The sequence below is a fragment of the uncultured Thiodictyon sp. genome (genome assembly GCF_903946935.1).
Classification (GTDB): domain Bacteria; phylum Pseudomonadota; class Gammaproteobacteria; order Chromatiales; family Chromatiaceae; genus Thiodictyon.
In genome coordinates this window covers 1-17747 of the sequence record NZ_CAJAXH010000241.1, presented here as the reverse complement: position 1 = coordinate 17747, position 17747 = coordinate 1, and the positions used below count along the sequence as shown (strand labels likewise).

General features: G+C 65.7%; 12 protein-coding genes. 8 read left to right on the top strand and 4 right to left on the bottom strand.

Annotated elements, in window-relative coordinates; genetic code table 11:
• Nucleotides 1-123 precede the first annotated feature (123 nt).
• Entirely contained in the window at nucleotides 124-1608 is a 1485-nt protein-coding gene (locus tag QZX93_RS21220) for an SUMF1/EgtB/PvdO family nonheme iron enzyme (RefSeq protein WP_295393236.1), read from the bottom strand.
• A gap of 216 nt (nucleotides 1609-1824) precedes the next feature.
• Here QZX93_RS21220 and QZX93_RS21215 point away from each other — a divergent pair, with 216 nt between their 5' ends.
• The 3 genes from QZX93_RS21215 (at nucleotide 1825) to QZX93_RS21205 (ending at nucleotide 3012) form a co-directional block, all read left to right on the top strand.
• Nucleotides 1825-2148 carry a DUF1778 domain-containing protein gene (locus tag QZX93_RS21215; RefSeq protein WP_295393237.1) on the top strand — a complete coding sequence of 108 codons (324 nt, stop codon included), beginning with the start codon at nucleotides 1825-1827 and terminating at the stop codon, nucleotides 2146-2148.
• Entirely contained in the window at nucleotides 2099-2620 is a 522-nt protein-coding gene (locus QZX93_RS21210; RefSeq protein WP_295393238.1) for a GNAT family N-acetyltransferase, read from the top strand. Before QZX93_RS21215 ends, QZX93_RS21210 begins: the two co-directional genes overlap by 50 nt.
• Nucleotides 2621-2718: 98 nt before the next feature.
• Entirely contained in the window at nucleotides 2719-3012 is a 294-nt protein-coding gene (locus QZX93_RS21205) for a hypothetical protein (RefSeq protein ID WP_295393239.1), read from the top strand.
• A 19-nt stretch (nucleotides 3013-3031) separates the two neighbouring features.
• On the opposite strand, the gene QZX93_RS21200 is transcribed toward QZX93_RS21205, so the two are convergent.
• Nucleotides 3032-8794: a hypothetical protein gene (locus tag QZX93_RS21200; RefSeq protein ID WP_295393240.1), complete on the bottom strand. Its 5763-nt coding sequence runs from the start codon at nucleotides 8792-8794 to the stop codon at nucleotides 3032-3034.
• Nucleotides 8795-9020: 226 nt separating this feature from the next.
• Here QZX93_RS21200 and QZX93_RS21195 point away from each other — a divergent pair, with 226 nt between their 5' ends.
• The 5 genes from QZX93_RS21195 to QZX93_RS21175 all read left to right on the top strand — a co-directional run bounded on the left by QZX93_RS21195 (nucleotide 9021) and on the right by QZX93_RS21175 (nucleotide 13943).
• Entirely contained in the window at nucleotides 9021-10580 is a 1560-nt protein-coding gene (locus QZX93_RS21195) for an ATP-binding protein (protein ID WP_295393241.1), read from the top strand.
• Nucleotides 10581-10830: 250 nt separating this feature from the next.
• Nucleotides 10831-11154 (top strand): type II toxin-antitoxin system VapB family antitoxin, encoded by a 324-nt coding sequence (locus tag QZX93_RS21190; protein WP_295393242.1) that lies wholly within the window; start codon nucleotides 10831-10833, stop codon nucleotides 11152-11154.
• Entirely contained in the window at nucleotides 11141-11569 is a 429-nt protein-coding gene (locus QZX93_RS21185) for a PIN domain-containing protein (protein WP_295393243.1), read from the top strand. Before QZX93_RS21190 ends, QZX93_RS21185 begins: the two co-directional genes overlap by 14 nt.
• A 437-nt stretch (nucleotides 11570-12006) precedes the next feature.
• Nucleotides 12007-12867, top strand: coding sequence for a transglutaminase family protein (locus QZX93_RS21180; protein WP_295393244.1), 861 nt, complete (start codon nucleotides 12007-12009; stop codon nucleotides 12865-12867).
• 152 nt (nucleotides 12868-13019) lie between these two features.
• On the top strand, nucleotides 13020-13943 hold the full coding sequence (locus tag QZX93_RS21175; protein ID WP_295393245.1) for a DUF1186 domain-containing protein: 924 nt from the start codon (nucleotides 13020-13022) through the stop codon (nucleotides 13941-13943).
• A gap of 116 nt (nucleotides 13944-14059) precedes the next feature.
• Here QZX93_RS21175 and QZX93_RS21170 read toward each other — a convergent pair whose 3' ends face one another.
• Both QZX93_RS21170 and QZX93_RS21165 read right to left on the bottom strand, forming a co-directional pair.
• Entirely contained in the window at nucleotides 14060-16747 is a 2688-nt protein-coding gene (locus QZX93_RS21170; protein WP_295393246.1) for a DEAD/DEAH box helicase family protein, read from the bottom strand.
• Nucleotides 16748-16991: 244 nt separating this feature from the next.
• Complete coding sequence (locus tag QZX93_RS21165; RefSeq protein ID WP_295393247.1) at nucleotides 16992-17435, bottom strand: GxxExxY protein; 444 nt, start codon at nucleotides 17433-17435, stop codon at nucleotides 16992-16994.
• Nucleotides 17436-17747 lie beyond the last annotated feature (312 nt).

Sequence of the window (17747 nt, the reverse complement as noted above, 5' to 3'; positions counted from 1 at the left end):
GACGACCTTTGCCAGAAAATCAAAAACTTCATCGACTATTTCAACAAGACAATGGCCAAACCATTCCGCTGGACCTACCAAGGCAAGCCGTTGGCAGCCTAGCTTGACATGGTCCGAGCACTTTCATCCTGCGGTACTAGCATGGTCACGACGCGCCGAACGTGCCTCGATTGCGCCACCGTAAAAGTAACCACCGCGAATTGCATTATCGGCGTCGATGCTTTCGGGGCCTACGGGATCTACGACTGACTCGGCCGAATAGACCCTAAGATCATCCCGACAACGCTCCGCAACATTGCTGTGCATCTCATGAAGGCTCCAAGGGTTAGCGGGGAAACTTCCTACTTGGACCAAAGTATTGCGATTGATGCCCTTAGCCCCTTCGCCGTAGGGAAAGTTGCCGTCGTAGTTTGCCTGGTCTGTAGTAAGGGTCGCGCCGAAGTGGAAGGCGGTAGCCGTCCCAGCCCGGCAAGCATATTCCCACTCCGCCTCAGTCGGCAGTCGGCAGTCGGCAGTCGGCAGTCGGTAAGGATGCCCAGTTTGCTCGGAGAGCCACCGGCAGTAAGCGAGCGCATGGTTCCAGCTGACTCGGACGGCCGGAAAGCGACCGCGCGCCCTCAAACTTTGGAAGGCCGGCTTCTCCCGACCGGTTGCGGCGCAGAAGGCATCGTAGTCGTCGAAGGTGACCGTATAGCGCCCGATGGCGAAGGGCCGAGAGATCGTCACATGGTGCTGCGGGCGTTCACGCAAAGGCATGAGGTTTTTCTCCTCCAGCTTCACCTCCCCTTCCGATGCACCCATGAGAAAACTCCCCGCGGGGATAACGACCATCTCCGGCCCTTCGGCGACGACTGTTGCACCACGCTCCATGAAACGGGTCAACAGTCCGTCTGCGTGAGGGATGCGCACCGGTTCCCGAAGAGGGTCGCGGAAGATCACATCCAAACCCAACGCCTCTGCGGCAGCCCGCTGGAGCGCCTGCACCTTGCCGGAAGACCAACCGTGAATATCCGGTAACCCGGGCACCGCCACCGTGGATGGCGCGGGCGGCAGCCGCGAGCACATCACGTCCACGGGCGCCGGTCGCGGCGGGGACACCGCTCCAACAGAGACCAACCCCGCCAATGCCTCGACCCTCGCCAATACGGCCTCGGCGCCCTCCGGCCGGTCCTGGGGATCGTGCTCCATCAAGTCTTGGATCAGTTCGAACAGCGCAGCCGAGCTCCCCTGGGGCAGATACTTGTCGCGGCGGTTCGATGGGTGCCGGCCGGTCAGGAGCCGATACCAGGTCGCACCGAAGCCGTACAGGTCGCTCCTGGGTCCAGCCTCGCCGTATTGGACCTCACCTCGTTGCTCCGGTGGGGCGTAGTCTCCGGTCCCGGCGGCGCGGGACCGGCCAAGGTCGATGACCTTGACCGCGATCCCGTCACCCTCAGACTTCAGGAGCAGGTTCGCGGGCTTCAGGTCCAGATGGACGACGCCAGCGGCGTGGGCCACGCTCAGTGCCTCGATGACCCGGCGGCCCAAGGTCAGACCCTGGGTGAGGGACAGGGGACCGTACTCGGCGAGCCAGGCATCACCGTCCCGGTAACCTTCAGGGTTTGCCATTACGTTGTATCACCTCATTCCGCGTATTCTGGATTGAGCAACAAGATAGACCAACTGGCGCCGCAACGCCTCAGCAGCGAGATAGTAACCCAGGTCTGGGGCGCGGACCTCAGCGAGACAGACGATGATGGTCCTTGGTTGCCAACATTGGTAGTCCGGCGACAAACTGACACCAGCATGCTAGACTTTTGGCATCAGAAATCGAGGTTTAACCCCGTGTTGAACACCACCATCGAACGCGGACGCATCACCACCCGGGTACCGCTCAAGGTCCAGGAAACCCTGGAGCTTGCGGCCAGCCTGGTCGGGTCGACCCTCAACCAGTTCATCGTGCAGACGGCGCTGCACGAGGCCGAGCGGATCATCGAGCAGGAGCGTGTCATCCGCCTCTCCGAGCGCGATACCCAGGCGTTCTTGGACGCACTCGAGCGCCCGCCGCCGCTCAACCCGGAGTTGCTGGCGGCCCTTCAGGACTACGCGGAGCGGCGCGATGATCAGACTGGAACCATTGACTGGTCGCCACGAACGCCGCGGGTTTGAGAGCGGCGTCGCGGCGCTGGACCTATGGCTGCGGCAAACCGCGCTTCAGCACCAGGCCAAGGGCATCTCCCGAACCTTCGTCGCGGTCCCCGTCGACCAGGCCGCGGTCGCCGACTTCGCGGCGGCGGGTCATGCCGACATCGGCCCAGAGAGCATCCTGGGTTTCTATGCCCTGGCATCCGCGTTCGTGCTCACCCAAGACCTGCCGACTGCCGTTGGCAAGCGCTTGCCGCGACAGGTACCAGTCACCCGACTCGCCCGGTTGGCCGTCCGACAAGCGCTTCAGGGCCAGGGGCTCGGCCGTCTGCTGCTGGCCGACGCGCTCAATCGCGCCCGGGGCGCCGCTCAATCCGTGGGCAGCGCCGGGGTCTTCGTCGATGCGAAAGACGACGAGGCATCCCGCTTTTACCGGCGCTTCGGCTTTCAACCCTGCGCCGATCAGCCGCTCAAGCTCTACCTGCCCATCTGGTGACGCCAACCGCGTGCCCCCATTTGGTACAACCGGTTGAATGTCAGCGTGGTAAGCTCATCTTCTCTGTCACTCGGTTATCCAACCCACTGAGGTGCCACTTGAACGCCAACCAACTGACCCGCGCGGCCATCGCCCCACTGTTGCTCGCCATCGGACTCGCCGCCTTGGCCGAGGAGGTGGTCACCACCGACGGCATCGCCGTGGATGTCCGCCAGGTCATCGACCCGGCCCCGCAAGGCCTGGGCGGCCTGGCCATCGGCGCGGACGTCCAGGACGTGAGCGACGGGACCACCAACGAGGGCGGGACGCCGGAGGAAATTGTCGACCCGCGCGACGGCGCCCTGCGGGACGAGAAGAACCTGGGACCCAACGCCCCGGGCTATATTCCCTGAACCCAAATCAAAAAATCGCTCATTCCCACTGTGCCAGATCGGCCCGAGCGACGCGAATCCGCCGCAGGATTGCCTCGCGCTTGAGATTGAACACCACCATCCCGGCGGTGATGACCGCGCCGAGGCCGATCAGGATCAGCGCCCGACCCATGCCCTGCCCCGGATAGAATCGGAACAGTTGCCCGCCGACGTTCAGCACCAGGAAGGCCACACCGGCGTAGAGAAAGGCCCGGATGCGCAGCGCGATGCCGAGGATCGCACCGACCAGCGCCAAGGCCAGGGCGAGTACAAACACGCTCAACTCAGGCCGCAGGAAGAGGTCCAGACCGGCCCCGGCGTAGAGCGCGCTCAGGGCCGCCAAGCGCGCACCACTGAGCACTTGCGGGCGCAATTCCCGCCGATGCAGGTGCAGCAGGACCAGCACCGACACCGCCGCTGGGACGATGTAGAACTGCCACAGCCCATAGTGCGCCGCCCACAGCGGCGCCCACAGATACACGGCGCCGTTCAGGGCCAGCACCCCGAGATACAGCGGCCAGGGATTGCGCAGGGTCGCGGCCTGTGACAGATAGAGCACGGCCACCGCCAACAGCGCCCCGCCGGTCCAGGGCGAGGCGAGCTGCCAGTGTACGGTCACGAGCGAAAGCGCGGGCAGCAGCAGGGCCAGACGGGACACCGGCCAGGAGCCGGTGAACTGGTGCAGCAGCAGGGTCGCGCCGGCCACCGCCAGCAGTGCCGCCGTATCCCAGGGTGTGAAGGGCGCCAGCCCCAGCACCGCCAGCCGCCCGTAAGCGACCAGCAGACCCAGCAGCAGCGCCCCCGCATAGACCCAGCCATGCGCGTCCGGCTGCCGCCAGGCGCGCACCGCCGCCAGTCCGGCCAACAGCAGCAACGCGGCCCCCGCCGCCAGCGGGTCCGCGAGACCCCCGAACCGCCAGGGCAGCGGCCCCCAACCGGCCTGGTGCGCCAGCACGAACCAGCCGTGCAGACCCAGCCACAGCAGGCTCAAGGCGAGCAATCCCGCGACCAGTTGGCTCACCGCCTGCTCGGCCTCGCTGATCCGGCCGAACCGGTTCGCATCCCGGTCCCCATCCCGATCAGGGTCCACGCGCTCCAGCCAGGACGCCAAGCGCCGATGGATCGCGGTCAACGCCAGCAACAACAGCACGGTCTGCAGGGCGTACCAGGGCAACACCCCCACCATCGGCGTAGGTACCACCAGCCAGGCGGTGTAACCGCCCGCCAATGCCGACGCGAATCCGGCCTTCAGCCAGAAGCCACTACCCTGCCACCAGCCCTGCGCCAGCATCGCCAGGGCCAGCAGCCACAGGCTCAAGGTGCCGACCGCCCAGTCGGTGGCGGCCAGCGGCACCAGCAGACCCAGGCTCGCCAGCGGCAACAGGGTGAGCCAGGGGCCCAGCGCGGCACGCCACTGCGCATCGCGCACCCCATAACGCCAGGCCAACAGCAGGACGCCGTCCCACAGGGCCACGGCCAGCGGCAGCCAGATCGGCGGCAGCATCAGATCGCGCAGGATCGCCGCGACCGTCGCCGCGAGCGCAATCAACAGCACCTGTGCGGTCAATGGCCCCGGACGCAACCGCCAGGCATGGCCGGCCGTTGCCGCCAGCAACAGCGCCAATCCGCTCAGCCAGCCAACCGGACGGCCCCAGCCGAAGGCCACTGCCGGTAGCCAGTCCGCGGCCTCCACCAGGAGCAGGGCAGCGAGCAACAGCACCAGGTTGGCGAAGGGGACCCAGAACAGCGGCGCCGCCAGTCCGTCCTGCCGCCAGGACAGCCGCCCGGCGAGCCGCTGGCCATAACGCCCCCAGAACGGGATCAGCAAAAACAGCAGGTTGAGCCACAGCAACGCCACCGCAACGCCCTCGGCACGCACCGGCCACCCGCCTCCGGCATCCCACCAGGTCCAGGTCCCAGCGGCCAGCAGACCGCTCCCCGCCAGCGCCGCGACCGCCAGCCACGCCAGGCCGGGCCAGGCGGTATTGGCGAGCAGCAGGAACAGGTAGGGCGTCAGCCCCGCCAGCGCGGCGGCGCTCGACCAGGCACCGGCCAATGCCCCGACCGTCACCCCACCCAGAACGCTGGCAAGCCCCAGGAGCGGCCAGCTCGTCGGCGCGACCGCCCAGCCCGGCAGGCGGGCATTCCAGCGCGGGAGCACCAGATTGCCGACGGCCCACAGCACATAACCCCAGGCGACGGCGATCCAGGCCGCGGCGCGCAGGTCGACGCCAGACTGGACCGCCAGCGCCCACACCAGGGCGCTCGCGAGCAGCGCCAGCCCCAGACCGCGCCAGTGCGCCGCGCCCGGCAGCGGCCGGGCCACCGGGAACAACGCGACGCACAACAACCCCAGCAGGAGCGGCAGGCCCGGCGCGCCAGCCAGCGCCCCCAGCACCGCCCCGCCCAGCGCCAACAGATAAAGGAGCCCGCTGGTCCACTGCAAGGGTGTCCGCCAATAGCCGAGCGGTCGGGCCCGTTCGACCTCCAGCCCCACCGCCACCACCGCCAGGACCACACTCAGGCACCCATTGAGCACGGGTTGACCCAGTACGAACAGGGCCGGCGGGGCCAACCAGGCCCCGGTCAGCCAGCCGCCGACCGTCAGCGTGGCCAGCGCCGCCCAGGCGTGGAGCTCGGTGCGGTAATGCCAGCCGGCCAGCAGGAACAAGAGCAGACTCAACCCCAGCGTCGGCAGCCAGGCGGGCGTCGGCGCCCCCGCCAGGACCAGCGCGGGGGCGGCCGCCACGGGGAGTGCGGCGACCAGCAGGGCGCCGGCATGCAGGCTGTCCTCTACCTGCCGACGACCGCCGGCACCGCCGGGCACGGTGAAACCGAGCACCCCCGCCAGCCGGCCGGTCACGGGCCGCCCCAGCAGGTCGACACTCAACCGCCAGACCAGCAGCGCGTAGAGCACCGCCGCCGCGCCGAGCCAGGGCAGGGTCAGCCCCAGCCGGTCCAGTCCGACCAACAGGCCGGCCAGCCCCAGCAGCATCGGCAGGGCCACCCAGCGGAACAGATGGAAATGACCCACGACCAGGACGCCCGACACCAGGGCCAGCACGGCGATCCAGGGCCATCCCGGCATCATCGCGCCGGCGAGCAGCCGCAGGCCCAGATGCATCAGCCCGACGGCCCACAGCAGGGCCATGGCCTGTTCCAACGGGGCACGGATCAGCTCGGCCAGGCTGGTCTCAGGCGGTTCGCAGGGAGCGACATCTGGAGGTTCTGAGGGTTCCAGCCCGGCGGTGGGCTGCCCAGGGTGGTTCGGCGCCTCGTTCAGCGCCGCGCGGATGCAGGTACGCCAGGCGAGCCGCCACAGGGAGGCCCACAGGACCAGCACCAGGATGAAGTCCAGCAGTCCGGTGCCTGGACCTGGGGCATAGCGCTGCTTGAGCAACACGCCGACTGCGCCGGCGCAGGCCAACACGCCGTACAACAGCGCCTGCCGACGCAGACCCAGACCGAGCCACAGCAGCAGCGCCCCCGCCGGCACCAGCAGCAAGATGGGTTCCAAGCGTCCGAGCCAGTCCGGCCACAGTGCCAGGCCACCCAGCCCCAATGCCAGCACCACGTTCAGCAAGGCAGCGACGATAAAGACCTGCCGACTGGCGGGCGGCAGGCGGCGATGGTGCAGGCCCAGCGCGGTCCACAACGCCGCCAGCGCCAGCAGGCCGAACCCGGTGTTCAGTTCCCAGCGGTGCCAGGCGTCCGGCATGAACGCCACCGCCACGGTGGCCAGTACCACGGCGCCAACATCGGCGTTCGCCCAGCGGGGATCGGCCTGCGGCAAGCGCAGCGCCAGCCGCACCGCCACGTAGGCCAGCAGCGCCGCCGTCGCGGCCGTGACCACCCCGGAGACCGCCCCGAGCGGGGTCCAGGCCAGACTCCAGAGCGTCACAGTACACAGCAGCAGGGCGAAGGTCGCCAGGCACTGGAGGGCCAGGTTACGCGAACGGGCGGCCGCCCAGCGGGCCAACCCCAGCAGCGCCAGCAACCCCGGCAGGCTGGCGAGCCCATGCCAGGCCGGCGGCAGGGCGTTGAGAATGACTAACCCATAAAGCCCCGCCACGCAGCCGAACAGCAGATAGAGTGGCGGCAGGGTGCGATAGCGCCAGGTCATCCAACCATAGAGTACCGCGCCCATGGCCAGCGTCAGGATCGCGGCCGCCGGGGACTGGACCGCCACGGCCACGGCCACCGCGGACAGCCCATAGATGGCAAAGCTCGCCCGGGACAGGAATGCATATTTGCCGACCCACTCCTTGAACGCGGCATCCACCGGCAGCAGCAAGCCGCACAGCGCCATCAGGAAGGGGCCCGCATAACCGGCCGGCAGGGGGTGCGGCCACACCCAGGTCAGGTGGACGAAGGACACGAGCGCGGTATAGACCAGCATCCCGGCGGCGTAGTAGGTCGTGCGCTGCCGGTCCACGAACAGCCGCCGCAACCACTCACCCGAGAAGGTCCACAAGCCGTAACCGAGCAACGCCAGCAGCAGGGTGTGCAGCGCCGCCAGCTCCACCCAGCCGGTCGCGAACGCCGCCAGTGGCACGACCAATTGCACCGCCGCCAGCGCGGTCAGCAACCAGGGATAGCGCCCCCGCAGCGCCCGGTCCATCAACGCACTGGCCAGGGCGGCGGCCAGGGCGAACGCACCCAGCGTCGCCACCGCCACCAGCACCCCGACCGCCGTCAGCCATCCTTCGCCAGGGCTGGCCGCGATCAGTCGGACCGCGACCGCCACGACCAGGGGTCCGAGCAACATCCCGAGCGTCAACAGCATGCTGCTGGCCACCGCCAGCTCCGGGCGCTGGCGGCGAAACTGGAAACCGGCCCAGAGCAGAAAGGCGGCGGACCCGAACAGACTACCGAAGACCACCAAGGCGTTGACGAAACCGCTGGTGTTGGCGATGAGGAACAGTGCGCCGGCCACGAAGCAGAAACCGCCGATGAACCAGCCGATGTTCTGCACCAGGAAGGGCGCGATCAGCGCCGGCCAGCCGGATAGCGCCTGCAGCGCCTGCTCCAACCGGCTCGGCACGGCCGGCCGCCAGTTCGAGGCGGGCTCCGGGGCTGGCCCCGGGGCGGGTTGGGTCCAGGGGTCCTCGCCCTCCCCCGCCCAGCCGGAGACCTTCCGACCCATGGCCGGGACCGGGACCGGGACCGGGACCGGCGGTGGCGGTGCCGGGGAGTCCGGCCCACGCCCGTCATATTCGATGGGAGGCAGATCCACGGCGATAGCGCTATCACTGGGTCCTGGGGGCGAGACCGCCGCTTGCCCGCTGTCCGTGGGCGAGCGCTCGCCGATGGGGATGGGCGCTTGCCAGGGTGGGGCGCCGATCGGGAGCTCCGCCCAGTGCGCCAGCAGGGCCCAGGCGATGGCGCGCCGATGCTCCCAGACGCCATTATCCGGTCGGGCGCCGCCCTGGCGCAGATGCCATGCCCACAGCAAGTCCAGCGCATCCGTCAATCGCCGACAGCGCGCGGCGGCGAGCGCGCCCAGCTCGACCTGCCGCAGCAATTCGAGCCGCAACAACAGCAAATTCTCCAGGTCGACGCGGGCAAAACGGCGCTCGCCACCCACGCTCGGCCGCGCCGACTCGGATGTCATGGTCGGCGGCGGCTGATTCACGCCGCGCAGCAGCAACAGTTGCTCGCGCAACCGATGGGTCTGGCTTCGATAAGCCATGACCGCGATGAACAGAATGACCGGTGAGACCAGCCACAGCACCGCCAGCACGATCCAGAATGTCGTGTCCATAGACCCCTCCAGTTGCCAGGGTTTGCATCGCCGACGCCGGGCATCCAGGATCGCTGGGACCTGTCCGCCGTACACGGAGCCTCGCGCACTATTGTCCCCCTCGTACCCGCGGGCGGCAACCCATGGAGCGACCCGACGCGCCGCGGTTGCGGCCTGCCGAATCCGGACCTTGACCGGGACGCTGCCCGGCGGCATCGTGGCCGCATTGCCCCGGCCGAGACCGACCATGAACACCCGCAAGCTGCTGCCCATCGGTATCCAGACCTTCGCGAAGATCCGCGAGGACGACTGTTACTATGTGGACAAGACCGGCTTTATCCGGCAATTGATCGCGCAGGGCAGCCACTATTTCCTCTCGCGCCCGCGGCGCTTCGGCAAGTCCTTGTTGCTCGACACCATCGCCGAGGTCTTCGCCGGCAACGAGCCGCTCTTTCGGGGGCTTGAGATCCATCCGCACTGGGACTGGGCGGTGCGCTTCCCGGTGATCCGACTCAGCTTCGCCGAGGGCGTGTTGCACAGCCGCGCGGCGCTCGACGCCCGGATCGACGACCTGCTGCGCCTCAACGCCGAGGCGCTCGACCTGACCCTGCATCCGGGGCTCGACGTGGCCGGCACCTTTGGCGACCTGATCCGCCAGGCGCAGGCCCGGCATGGTCAGCGGGTCGTGGTCCTGGTGGACGAATACGACAAGCCGATCCTCGACAATCTCACCGACCCCGACACCGCACGGGACATGCGCGATGGGCTGCGCAATCTGTACTCGGTCATCAAGGGCGCCGACGCGCACCTGCGCTTTGCCTTTCTGACCGGGGTCAGCAAGTTCAGCAAGGTGAGCATCTTCTCCGGGCTCAACAACCTGCACGACATCACCGTGGTCCCGAACTATTCGGCCCTGTGTGGCTACACCGATGCCGATGTGGATCAGGTCTTCGCGCCGGAACTGCTGGGGCTCGACCGGGCCGAGGTGCGCCGCTGGTACAACGGCTACAACTGGACCGGCGAGGCGGTCTATAACCCCTTCGACCTGCTGTTGCTGTTTCAGGATCGGGTCTTCCGCTCCTATTGGTTCGAGACCGGCACGCCGACCTTTCTGGTCGATCTGTTGACCGCACGCGGCTTCTTCACCCCGGACCTGGCCCGGCTGCACAGCTCCGAGGCACTGCTGTCCGCCTTCGACGTGGACCATATCGCCCCCGAGGCGCTGCTGTGGCAGACCGGCTATCTGACCTTTCACGGCTCCCGGCGCACCGGGGCACGCATCGAACACACCCTGGGCTACCCGAATCTGGAGGTGCAGACCGCGCTCAACGACGCCCTGCTCAAGGGCCTGATGGGCGACCCCATGGCCGCCGAGCGGGCACAGAGCCGGCTCTATGACACCCTGGTGTCCGGCGACTTTGAGGCACTGCGCACCCATGTGCAGGCGCTGTTCGCGGCCATCCCCCACCATTGGCACGACAACAACCCCATTGCCCGCTACGAGGGCTTCTATGCCAGCGTCTTCTATAGCCACATCGCCGCGCTGGGCCTGGACCTGACGCCGGAGGACGCCACCTCACACGGGCGCATCGACCTGACCCTGCACTTCGACGCCCAGGTCTGGCTGTTCGAGTTCAAGGTGGTGGAGCTCGCGCCCGAGGGCCGGGCGCTGCAACAGCTCAAAGACCGCGGCTATGCGGAGAAATACCGCGCGCTGGGCCAGCCGATCCATCTGATCGGTATCGAGTTCAGCCGCGAGCGGCGGACCATGGTCGGCTTCGAGGTCGAGACCCTGGCGCCGGGCTGAGGCGCCGGCACGCGGCAGTGGCGGGCAGGACCAGGCGGCGCCGTTGCGCTGGACCGATGTTCTGGACGCCCTGGGGGTGCCGACCCGCGACCCCGGAGACCCGCCCTGCCGGCGGTCGGCCACCACACCATGGCACGCCGCGCCGAGTTGGTGTCCATCGATGTCGCGTACTTCGTCCCCCCATCTGCTAGACTCGCACCGCGACCGAACCTCATCGTTCACCTGACATCGCGCGCCAAGCGCAGCCGCTATGCAATCCAACCTGACCATCGACGTTGCACTGATCCGCAAGGCCCGCCAGTTGACCGGAGTAAGCTCCGATACCGAGCTACTGGAGCTGGGTCTGCGTACCTTGATCCAATCGCAGAGTCCCGCACGCGAAGACAGATCCCGGCCGAAGATTCACCGTGACCGCGTCCCAACCAATCCGCCAGTTTATCCGCCCGCCAACCCAATAGCCGCGCTCCTGGAATCGGACTTCATCGGTTGCGCCGGGACCGAAGCCACCCATTTCTCCCGCGATTACAAGACTGATCTGACCGCGACTCTCGAAACCAAGCATGGTCATCGCTGATACCGGTCTGTGGGTGGCCCTGGCCCACCCCAAAGACGACTACCATGATATTGCCAAACGGCGGTTGGCCGCATTGTCCTTGCAAGGCGAGCGACTCGTGACGACCTGTGCCGTCATGGCGGAGGCCTGCCATCTGCTGCTCGCGCGGGCCGGGGGCCGGGCCCGGATCGGCTTTATGGAGCAATTTCGACAGGGGTTGTTCGAGGTGTTCGAGCTGAACGCGACCCATGCGGCGAGGATCGAATGGCTCATGAAGAAGTACGCCGATCTCCCCATGGACCTGGACGATGCGTCCCTGGTGCTGCTCGCAGAGCATCTGGGTCATGGGCGTATTCTGTCCACCGATGAACGCGACTTCCGCACCTATCGTTGGAAGAACCACTTGCCGTTCGAGAACCTGTTGCTTGGCGATTGACCAACGACCTCTTCACCATCTGCGAACAACCAGGCCGCCGCTGCGGTGGCAACTGCGTGTGCCAAAGACTAACATCCGCGTCTATGACTCACGTTTGCCCCCCGGGATGAGCGATAGCCGCATCCTCTATGCCTAACGGCCTGGAACTGGCAACAATCCGACTGGCCTGAGGTACTCGCGGCGTCGATCATAATCCCGGCCAGCGGCGTGCGTAGTCAGGGCTTCCAGCCCTGACGGTGTCAGGCCAAGATGGCCTGACTACGCACTCGGCGAGCCCAAGTGGCCGGAATCTTGATCAAGGCCGTACTCGCGCGCCTGTTCCGCGCCGAACCCGAGGGTTTCGTCGGGGGCTCGAGTGCCGAAAAATACATCGCCTCGCCCGCAGCTCGCGCGCGACCGCGACCCGCGACATCCAGGACACTGAAGAGCGATTCCCCATGCGGCGTATCAATATCAGCCACGTCACCGAGTACCTGTTCCCCACCCCCATCTCGCTGCTGCCCCATCGGTTGCTGTTGCGCCCGCGGGAGAACCACAACGTCCGGATCGAATCCTCGCTCCTGGAGATCGTTCCTGCCCATACCGTGCAATGGAAACGCGACGTATTGGACAACTCGGTTGCGCTGGTCGCCTTCACCGAGCCTGCCGAGCGGCTACACATCGCCAGCAGCGTGGTGATTCAGCACTACGAGGACAACCCCTTCGATTTCCTGATGAACGACGATGCCGTCAACCACCCCTTCGACTATGCGCAGGAGGATGGGATCGAACTCGCACCCTTCCTGCAGGTGGTCTACCCGAGCGACCAGCCGGCCGTCGAGGACTGGCTGGACGGCCTGGGCCTGCGGCGGCCCATGGAGACCTTTACGCTGTTGGACCAGATGAACCGCGCCATCGCCGGCGGGTTTGAGTACCGGATGCGGGAGGAACCGGGCGTCCAGTCACCGGCACAGACGCTGGAGTACAACAGCGGTTCGTGTCGCGACTTTGCGGCCCTCTTCATGGAGGCGTGCCGCGATCTGGGGCTGGCCAGCCGCTTCGTCAGCGGCTATCTGCACACCCCGGGCGGCGACACCGGCGACGCCGCCACCCATGCCTGGGTCGATGTCTACCTGCCCGGGGCCGGTTGGAAGGGATTCGATCCCACCAGCGGCGAGGTCGTCGGCCACCACCACATCGCGGTCGCCGTGGCACGCCACCCGGAGGCGGTGCCGCCGGTCGCGGGCAGCTACCTGGGCCGGCCCGATCAGCACCCAACGCTGAACGTGGCAGTACGTGTCAGTGCGCTCCCGGCCTGAGGGCCAACCAGTCCAGTTCCTTCAGGTTAGACGTTCACCGACCGCGGCAGAGGATCAACACGGCCGCCACCGGGTCGGCTCAGGGGGTTTCGGCAGCGGACCGAGCCTGTATCATCGCCGCTTTGTCCGCTCTTCAACGCTCAAGAACCCACATGACCCCCGACGAGATTTTCGAGGCACTCGCCACCGCCGGCCCCGGCCGGTTCCCCCGCACGGCACTGCTGGAGGCCGTCGAGCAGCGCGAGGCGATCACACCCTTGTTGCTCGACGAGCTGCGCCGGCAACTCGACGCCGGGTTCGCGCCGGCCTTCGCGACCAAGGACTATTGGCGTCACATCTTCGCGCTCTATCTGCTGGCCTATTTCCGCGAGCCGGCGGCCTATCCGCTGTTCGTGCAGATGGGCACCTTGCCCGGCGAGACCTTGTTCGACGCCATCGGCGACACGGTGACCGAGGGCTACGGAAGCCAATTGGCGGCGGTATGCCACGGCGACACGCGCGGCCTCGAGCGCCTGATCGAAGACCCCACGCTCAACGAGTACGTCCGCACCGCGGCCATCGGCGCGCTGGAGATCCTCTTTGCCATCGGGGAGCTTGAGCGTGACGCGCTGCAGGATCGCCTGGGCCGATTTGCGAGGCGCTGGCTGGACGAAGCGGAGGCCGGGGAGGAGCCCACCGACGCGACCGCTTGGGTCTGGGCCATCCTGGTCTGGCTCGCCGCCGGCATCGACGCGCAAGCACTGGTCCCAATGATCCGCCGGGCCTTCGAGCTCGAACTGGTGGACACCTGGTTTGCCGGGGGTGCGGAGCGCTTCGAGCAGGTCATGGCGGCGCACCGGGACCACCCGGAGCCCTACAAGCCCTCGTACGGAGTGGCGCTACCCGGACACCCGGCGGACGAGTTGGCGCGCTGGCACAGTTTTAAGACCCCAGTGCCGCGTCAACCTGAGAATTCCGACCGGCACCCGGTTGTCCGTCGGATGCCGGCACCGGTACGGGCGGCCACGAAGGTGGGCCGCAACGATCCTTGTCCTTGCGGCAGTGGCAAGAAGTACAAGAAATGCTGCGGGGGCTGAGCGGCGCGAAATAGCCCAGGCCGCCAGCGTCCACGCCAGCGTGGCGGATCGCCCTGCGGGCATCCGCCCGGCGGCCTTCTCGTTCGCTTAAGTCAGTGCCATCCGGGTCCGGTCCCCTATCCGCCGCCAAACTGGCTGGCGAGCCCGCTCAGGGTCATGTTCTCCCCGATGACATCATGGGGGATCAGCAGATAGCGCCAGGGCTTGCCGCCATAGGAGCGTGCGTGATCTGAGGCGTTGGCACACCAGCTTTCGGCGACCACCTTCTTGGCCAGGACCGCTGAGTCATCCAGCTCCTTGCGCATCTTCGGCTCGAGCATATAGACCGCCGCGTCCGTCTCCGCCACGAAGTCCGGCTGGTACTCCCGATGATCCCCGCCATCGCGGTAATAGATTTGAAACTGCCCCTTGGCCGGCCTGAACCACTTCTGGGCCTCCCGCTCCAAGATCACCGCGAGCTTGCGCTCCGCGTCGGAATCGAACTTCTGCACTGAATACAGACAGCGTTGGAAGCCGCCGAACAGATAGCGGCCCATATTGCTCTTGTCGGCCGGCGCGATCCGATAGTCCGCCAGCGGTTCCTCCACCGCATAGGTGTAGGCGCTGGGCTTCAGCTCGGTGAAGCCCTTACTGATCTTCACCTCGTAACCCGCGGCCTCCTCGAACCAATGGTTCTGCATCTGCACATGAAGGAAGGCGGCGATGGGCTGCTGATAGCAGCGCAACACCTTGCGCGCGTCGTCCTCCGACAGATAGCCCAGAAAGTGCCGAACCGTCTGCCCGGCCAGGTCGTAGAGCAGGTCCGCATGGTCGTCGTATGAAACGTCATCGAAGTCGATGAGACCGCTGACCACGTAGTCCTCCAGGCGCGCCTCACCCACCCCACCACGGCCTAAGACCACCTTGTCCAATAGCCCGGTGCGCAAGTGTTGGACCCACAGCTCGTCCGACACCGGCGAGTAGCTCAGTACGCCCAAGTCTGGCGTGAATGGGTTGAATCCACAGCGTACCTCGCCCTTGGGGACCACCAGGATACGCGGCATGTCGATGGTCTGGCGGGCCACCAGGTCCACCGTCTTGGCCACCACCGCGGCAACATCGGGTTCCTCCGCCAGGCCCTTCAGCGCCAATTGGGCCGGAGTGCGGCGCTCTTCCACCGCCTGGACGATGGCCGCCTGAACCTCGGGCTTCCTCAGGTGTTCGACCGTCGGCACGGTCTGTGGGTCGCTGCTGAGTGTCTGGATGGCGGCATAGGCCAGCTGGGCAAGCGCCTGATCCTCCGGCTTCTCGAACGCGGGGGGCTGGCCCTGACCCGCCACCTGGGTGGTGCTGGTTGGCGTGGCGGGCTTGATCCCGAGTTGGCTCGCCAATTGAGACTGAGAGACCATCGTCGCCGTTTTCCGCTCCGGTTGCTCCGGGTCGATGACCACCGTTTTGAGTTGAATCGTTGAGCCCGGCCGCTTGGCCTCGTCCACGATCTCCTGAAACCGGTCGTGGGCCACGATGTTCAGCCGGTCAACCGCGGTCACGCCGGTGCGCACCCCATAGGGCAGGCGCAGCCCGCGACCGATGGATTGCTCAATCAGTACCCGCGCGTTGGCCGCGCGCAGGGGTATGATGGTGTATAGGTTGGTGACATCCCAGCCCTCCTTGAGCATGTTGACGTGGATCACGATCTCGGTCGGCTCCTCGGTATGCTCGACCTTGAGAAGCCGCGCGATCATGGCCTCTTCGTCGGCGCCGCTCTTGCTCGAATCCACCTGGATGACCTTGTCCTTATAGCGCCCTTCAAAGAAGGCATCGGACTGGATCAGCGTCAACAACTGGCCCGCGTGGGTGGTGTCGCGCGCGATGATCAAGACGAAGGGCTTGACGATGGGTCTCCCCGACTCACGCGCATAGGTCTCAAGCTCCACCTTGACCCCCTCGTGCAGTCGCACCCCATCCTCCAGCTTGAGCCGCTCGATCTCGTCCGTCGACATGCCCTTGGGGTCGAAGTCCTTGCGCGTCACCACCGCCGGTTCCTTGACGAAGCCGTCGGCCATGGCCTGGCCCAGCGGGTAGTCGACGATCACGTTCTTGAAGGGTAGCGCGCCCTTGCTGGTCTCCACGACGGGTGTGGCGGTCAACTCCAGCCCCAGGATGGGCTTGAGCTCATTGATTGCCCGTATCCCGGCGCTTGCCCGGTAACGATGCGATTCGTCCATCAGGAGCACCAGGTCCGGCAACCCCGCCAGGTAGTCGAAATAGCTCGCACCGATGTATTCAGACAGCCGCTTGATGCGCGGTGCCTTGCCGCCGCGTACCTCGGAATTGATCTTGGAGATGTTGAAGATATTGACCCGCACCGAGCCAAACAGACGCGGGCCGGTGACGTTCTGCTGCTCGTAGTTGTCGCCGGTGATGACCATCGGCGGATCGGCGGCGAACACCGCGATGCCGCGGAAGACATACTTGGGGGTATTCGGTGTGAAGTCGGCGATCAGCTTGTTGTAGATGGTGAGATTGGGCGCCAGCACGAAAAAGTTGTCGATCCCGTGGGCCTGGTGCAAGAAGCTCACGAATGCACCCATGAGGCGGGTCTTGCCCACACCGGTGGCGAGTGCGAAGCACAGGGATGGAAAATCACGCTCGAAGTCTGTCACCGAGGGAAACTCACTGCGGATGAGCGCCAGCGCTGCGGCGGTATCCAGCGCCTTGCCGGGCGCGGCGAGCTCCATGATCCGGTGCAGGACCTCCAGCGACCGACGCTGGGGCAGTCGCAGGCTCAGACGGCTGGCAATGGCGTTCACATATCGGTTCATGGTTTGAGATTCACGCAAAGACGCAGAATTATTAAGAGTCTCACGCGAAGGCGCGAAGACGCGAAGGAAGAAAGCGAAGAACTCATTGAATGGCATCCATCACCGAATGCTATCGCCTTCCCCGATATTTCGCTATCGCCAAAAATTATTAATAGCATTTTCTTTTCCTCATTCTTCGCGTCTTCGCGTCTTCGCGCCTTCGCGTGAGACACCCTCTTTCTTTCACTCGGGGCGCGTATGGGATCTATTCCGGACCCCGGTTAATCCGAAGCCGTGAGGTTGCAATATCATGGTGGTGATTGACGATCCGCTTTACCCCTTCCTTGAAAGTGGGCGCCCCAAAGTTTATAAGAAGCCCGAGGGGAAGATTCATTAGGCGCAGATAGGTCAAGACTTGCTTGGCGTGAACGGATGCAAATTGTTCCACCGATTTCAACTCAATTAATAGTGCCTCGTCCACAACCAAGTCTGCCCGAAAGCCTTCGTCGAAAGTCAGACCCATGAGCCGAACAGGGATCGGTACTTGGCGCCGGACCCGCAGCCCATGACCCTCCAGCATCTTCGCCAGCACGGCCTCATACACTGATTCCAGCAAGCCAGGCCCGACCTCCACATGCAACCTGTAACCGCAATCCACCACGATAGCGGACAATTCTTCAGCATCTCTCTTCATCTGCGGATCTGTCATGTCATTCACCGGTATTGTTCATGATAAGAAGAATCTCACACGAGGATGATGAATAAAAGAGTTTCACGCGAAGGCGCGAAGGCGCGAAGGAAAGAAAGGCTCATTACAGTGGCATCGCTGCATATCAGGCGCTATCGCCTTCCAAGACCTCTTTCACTTACCAGGAACATAAGAGGCTGTCTAAGAACCATTTTGAGATAGAGGCTTACTTAACGGCTAATAAATACGGCGTTTGATTATTGCAGATCTGCCGAAGAAGCAAGCGTCCGGATGCAATATAAACCTGTGTTTCGCTTGAAGTCGGTTTGCGCT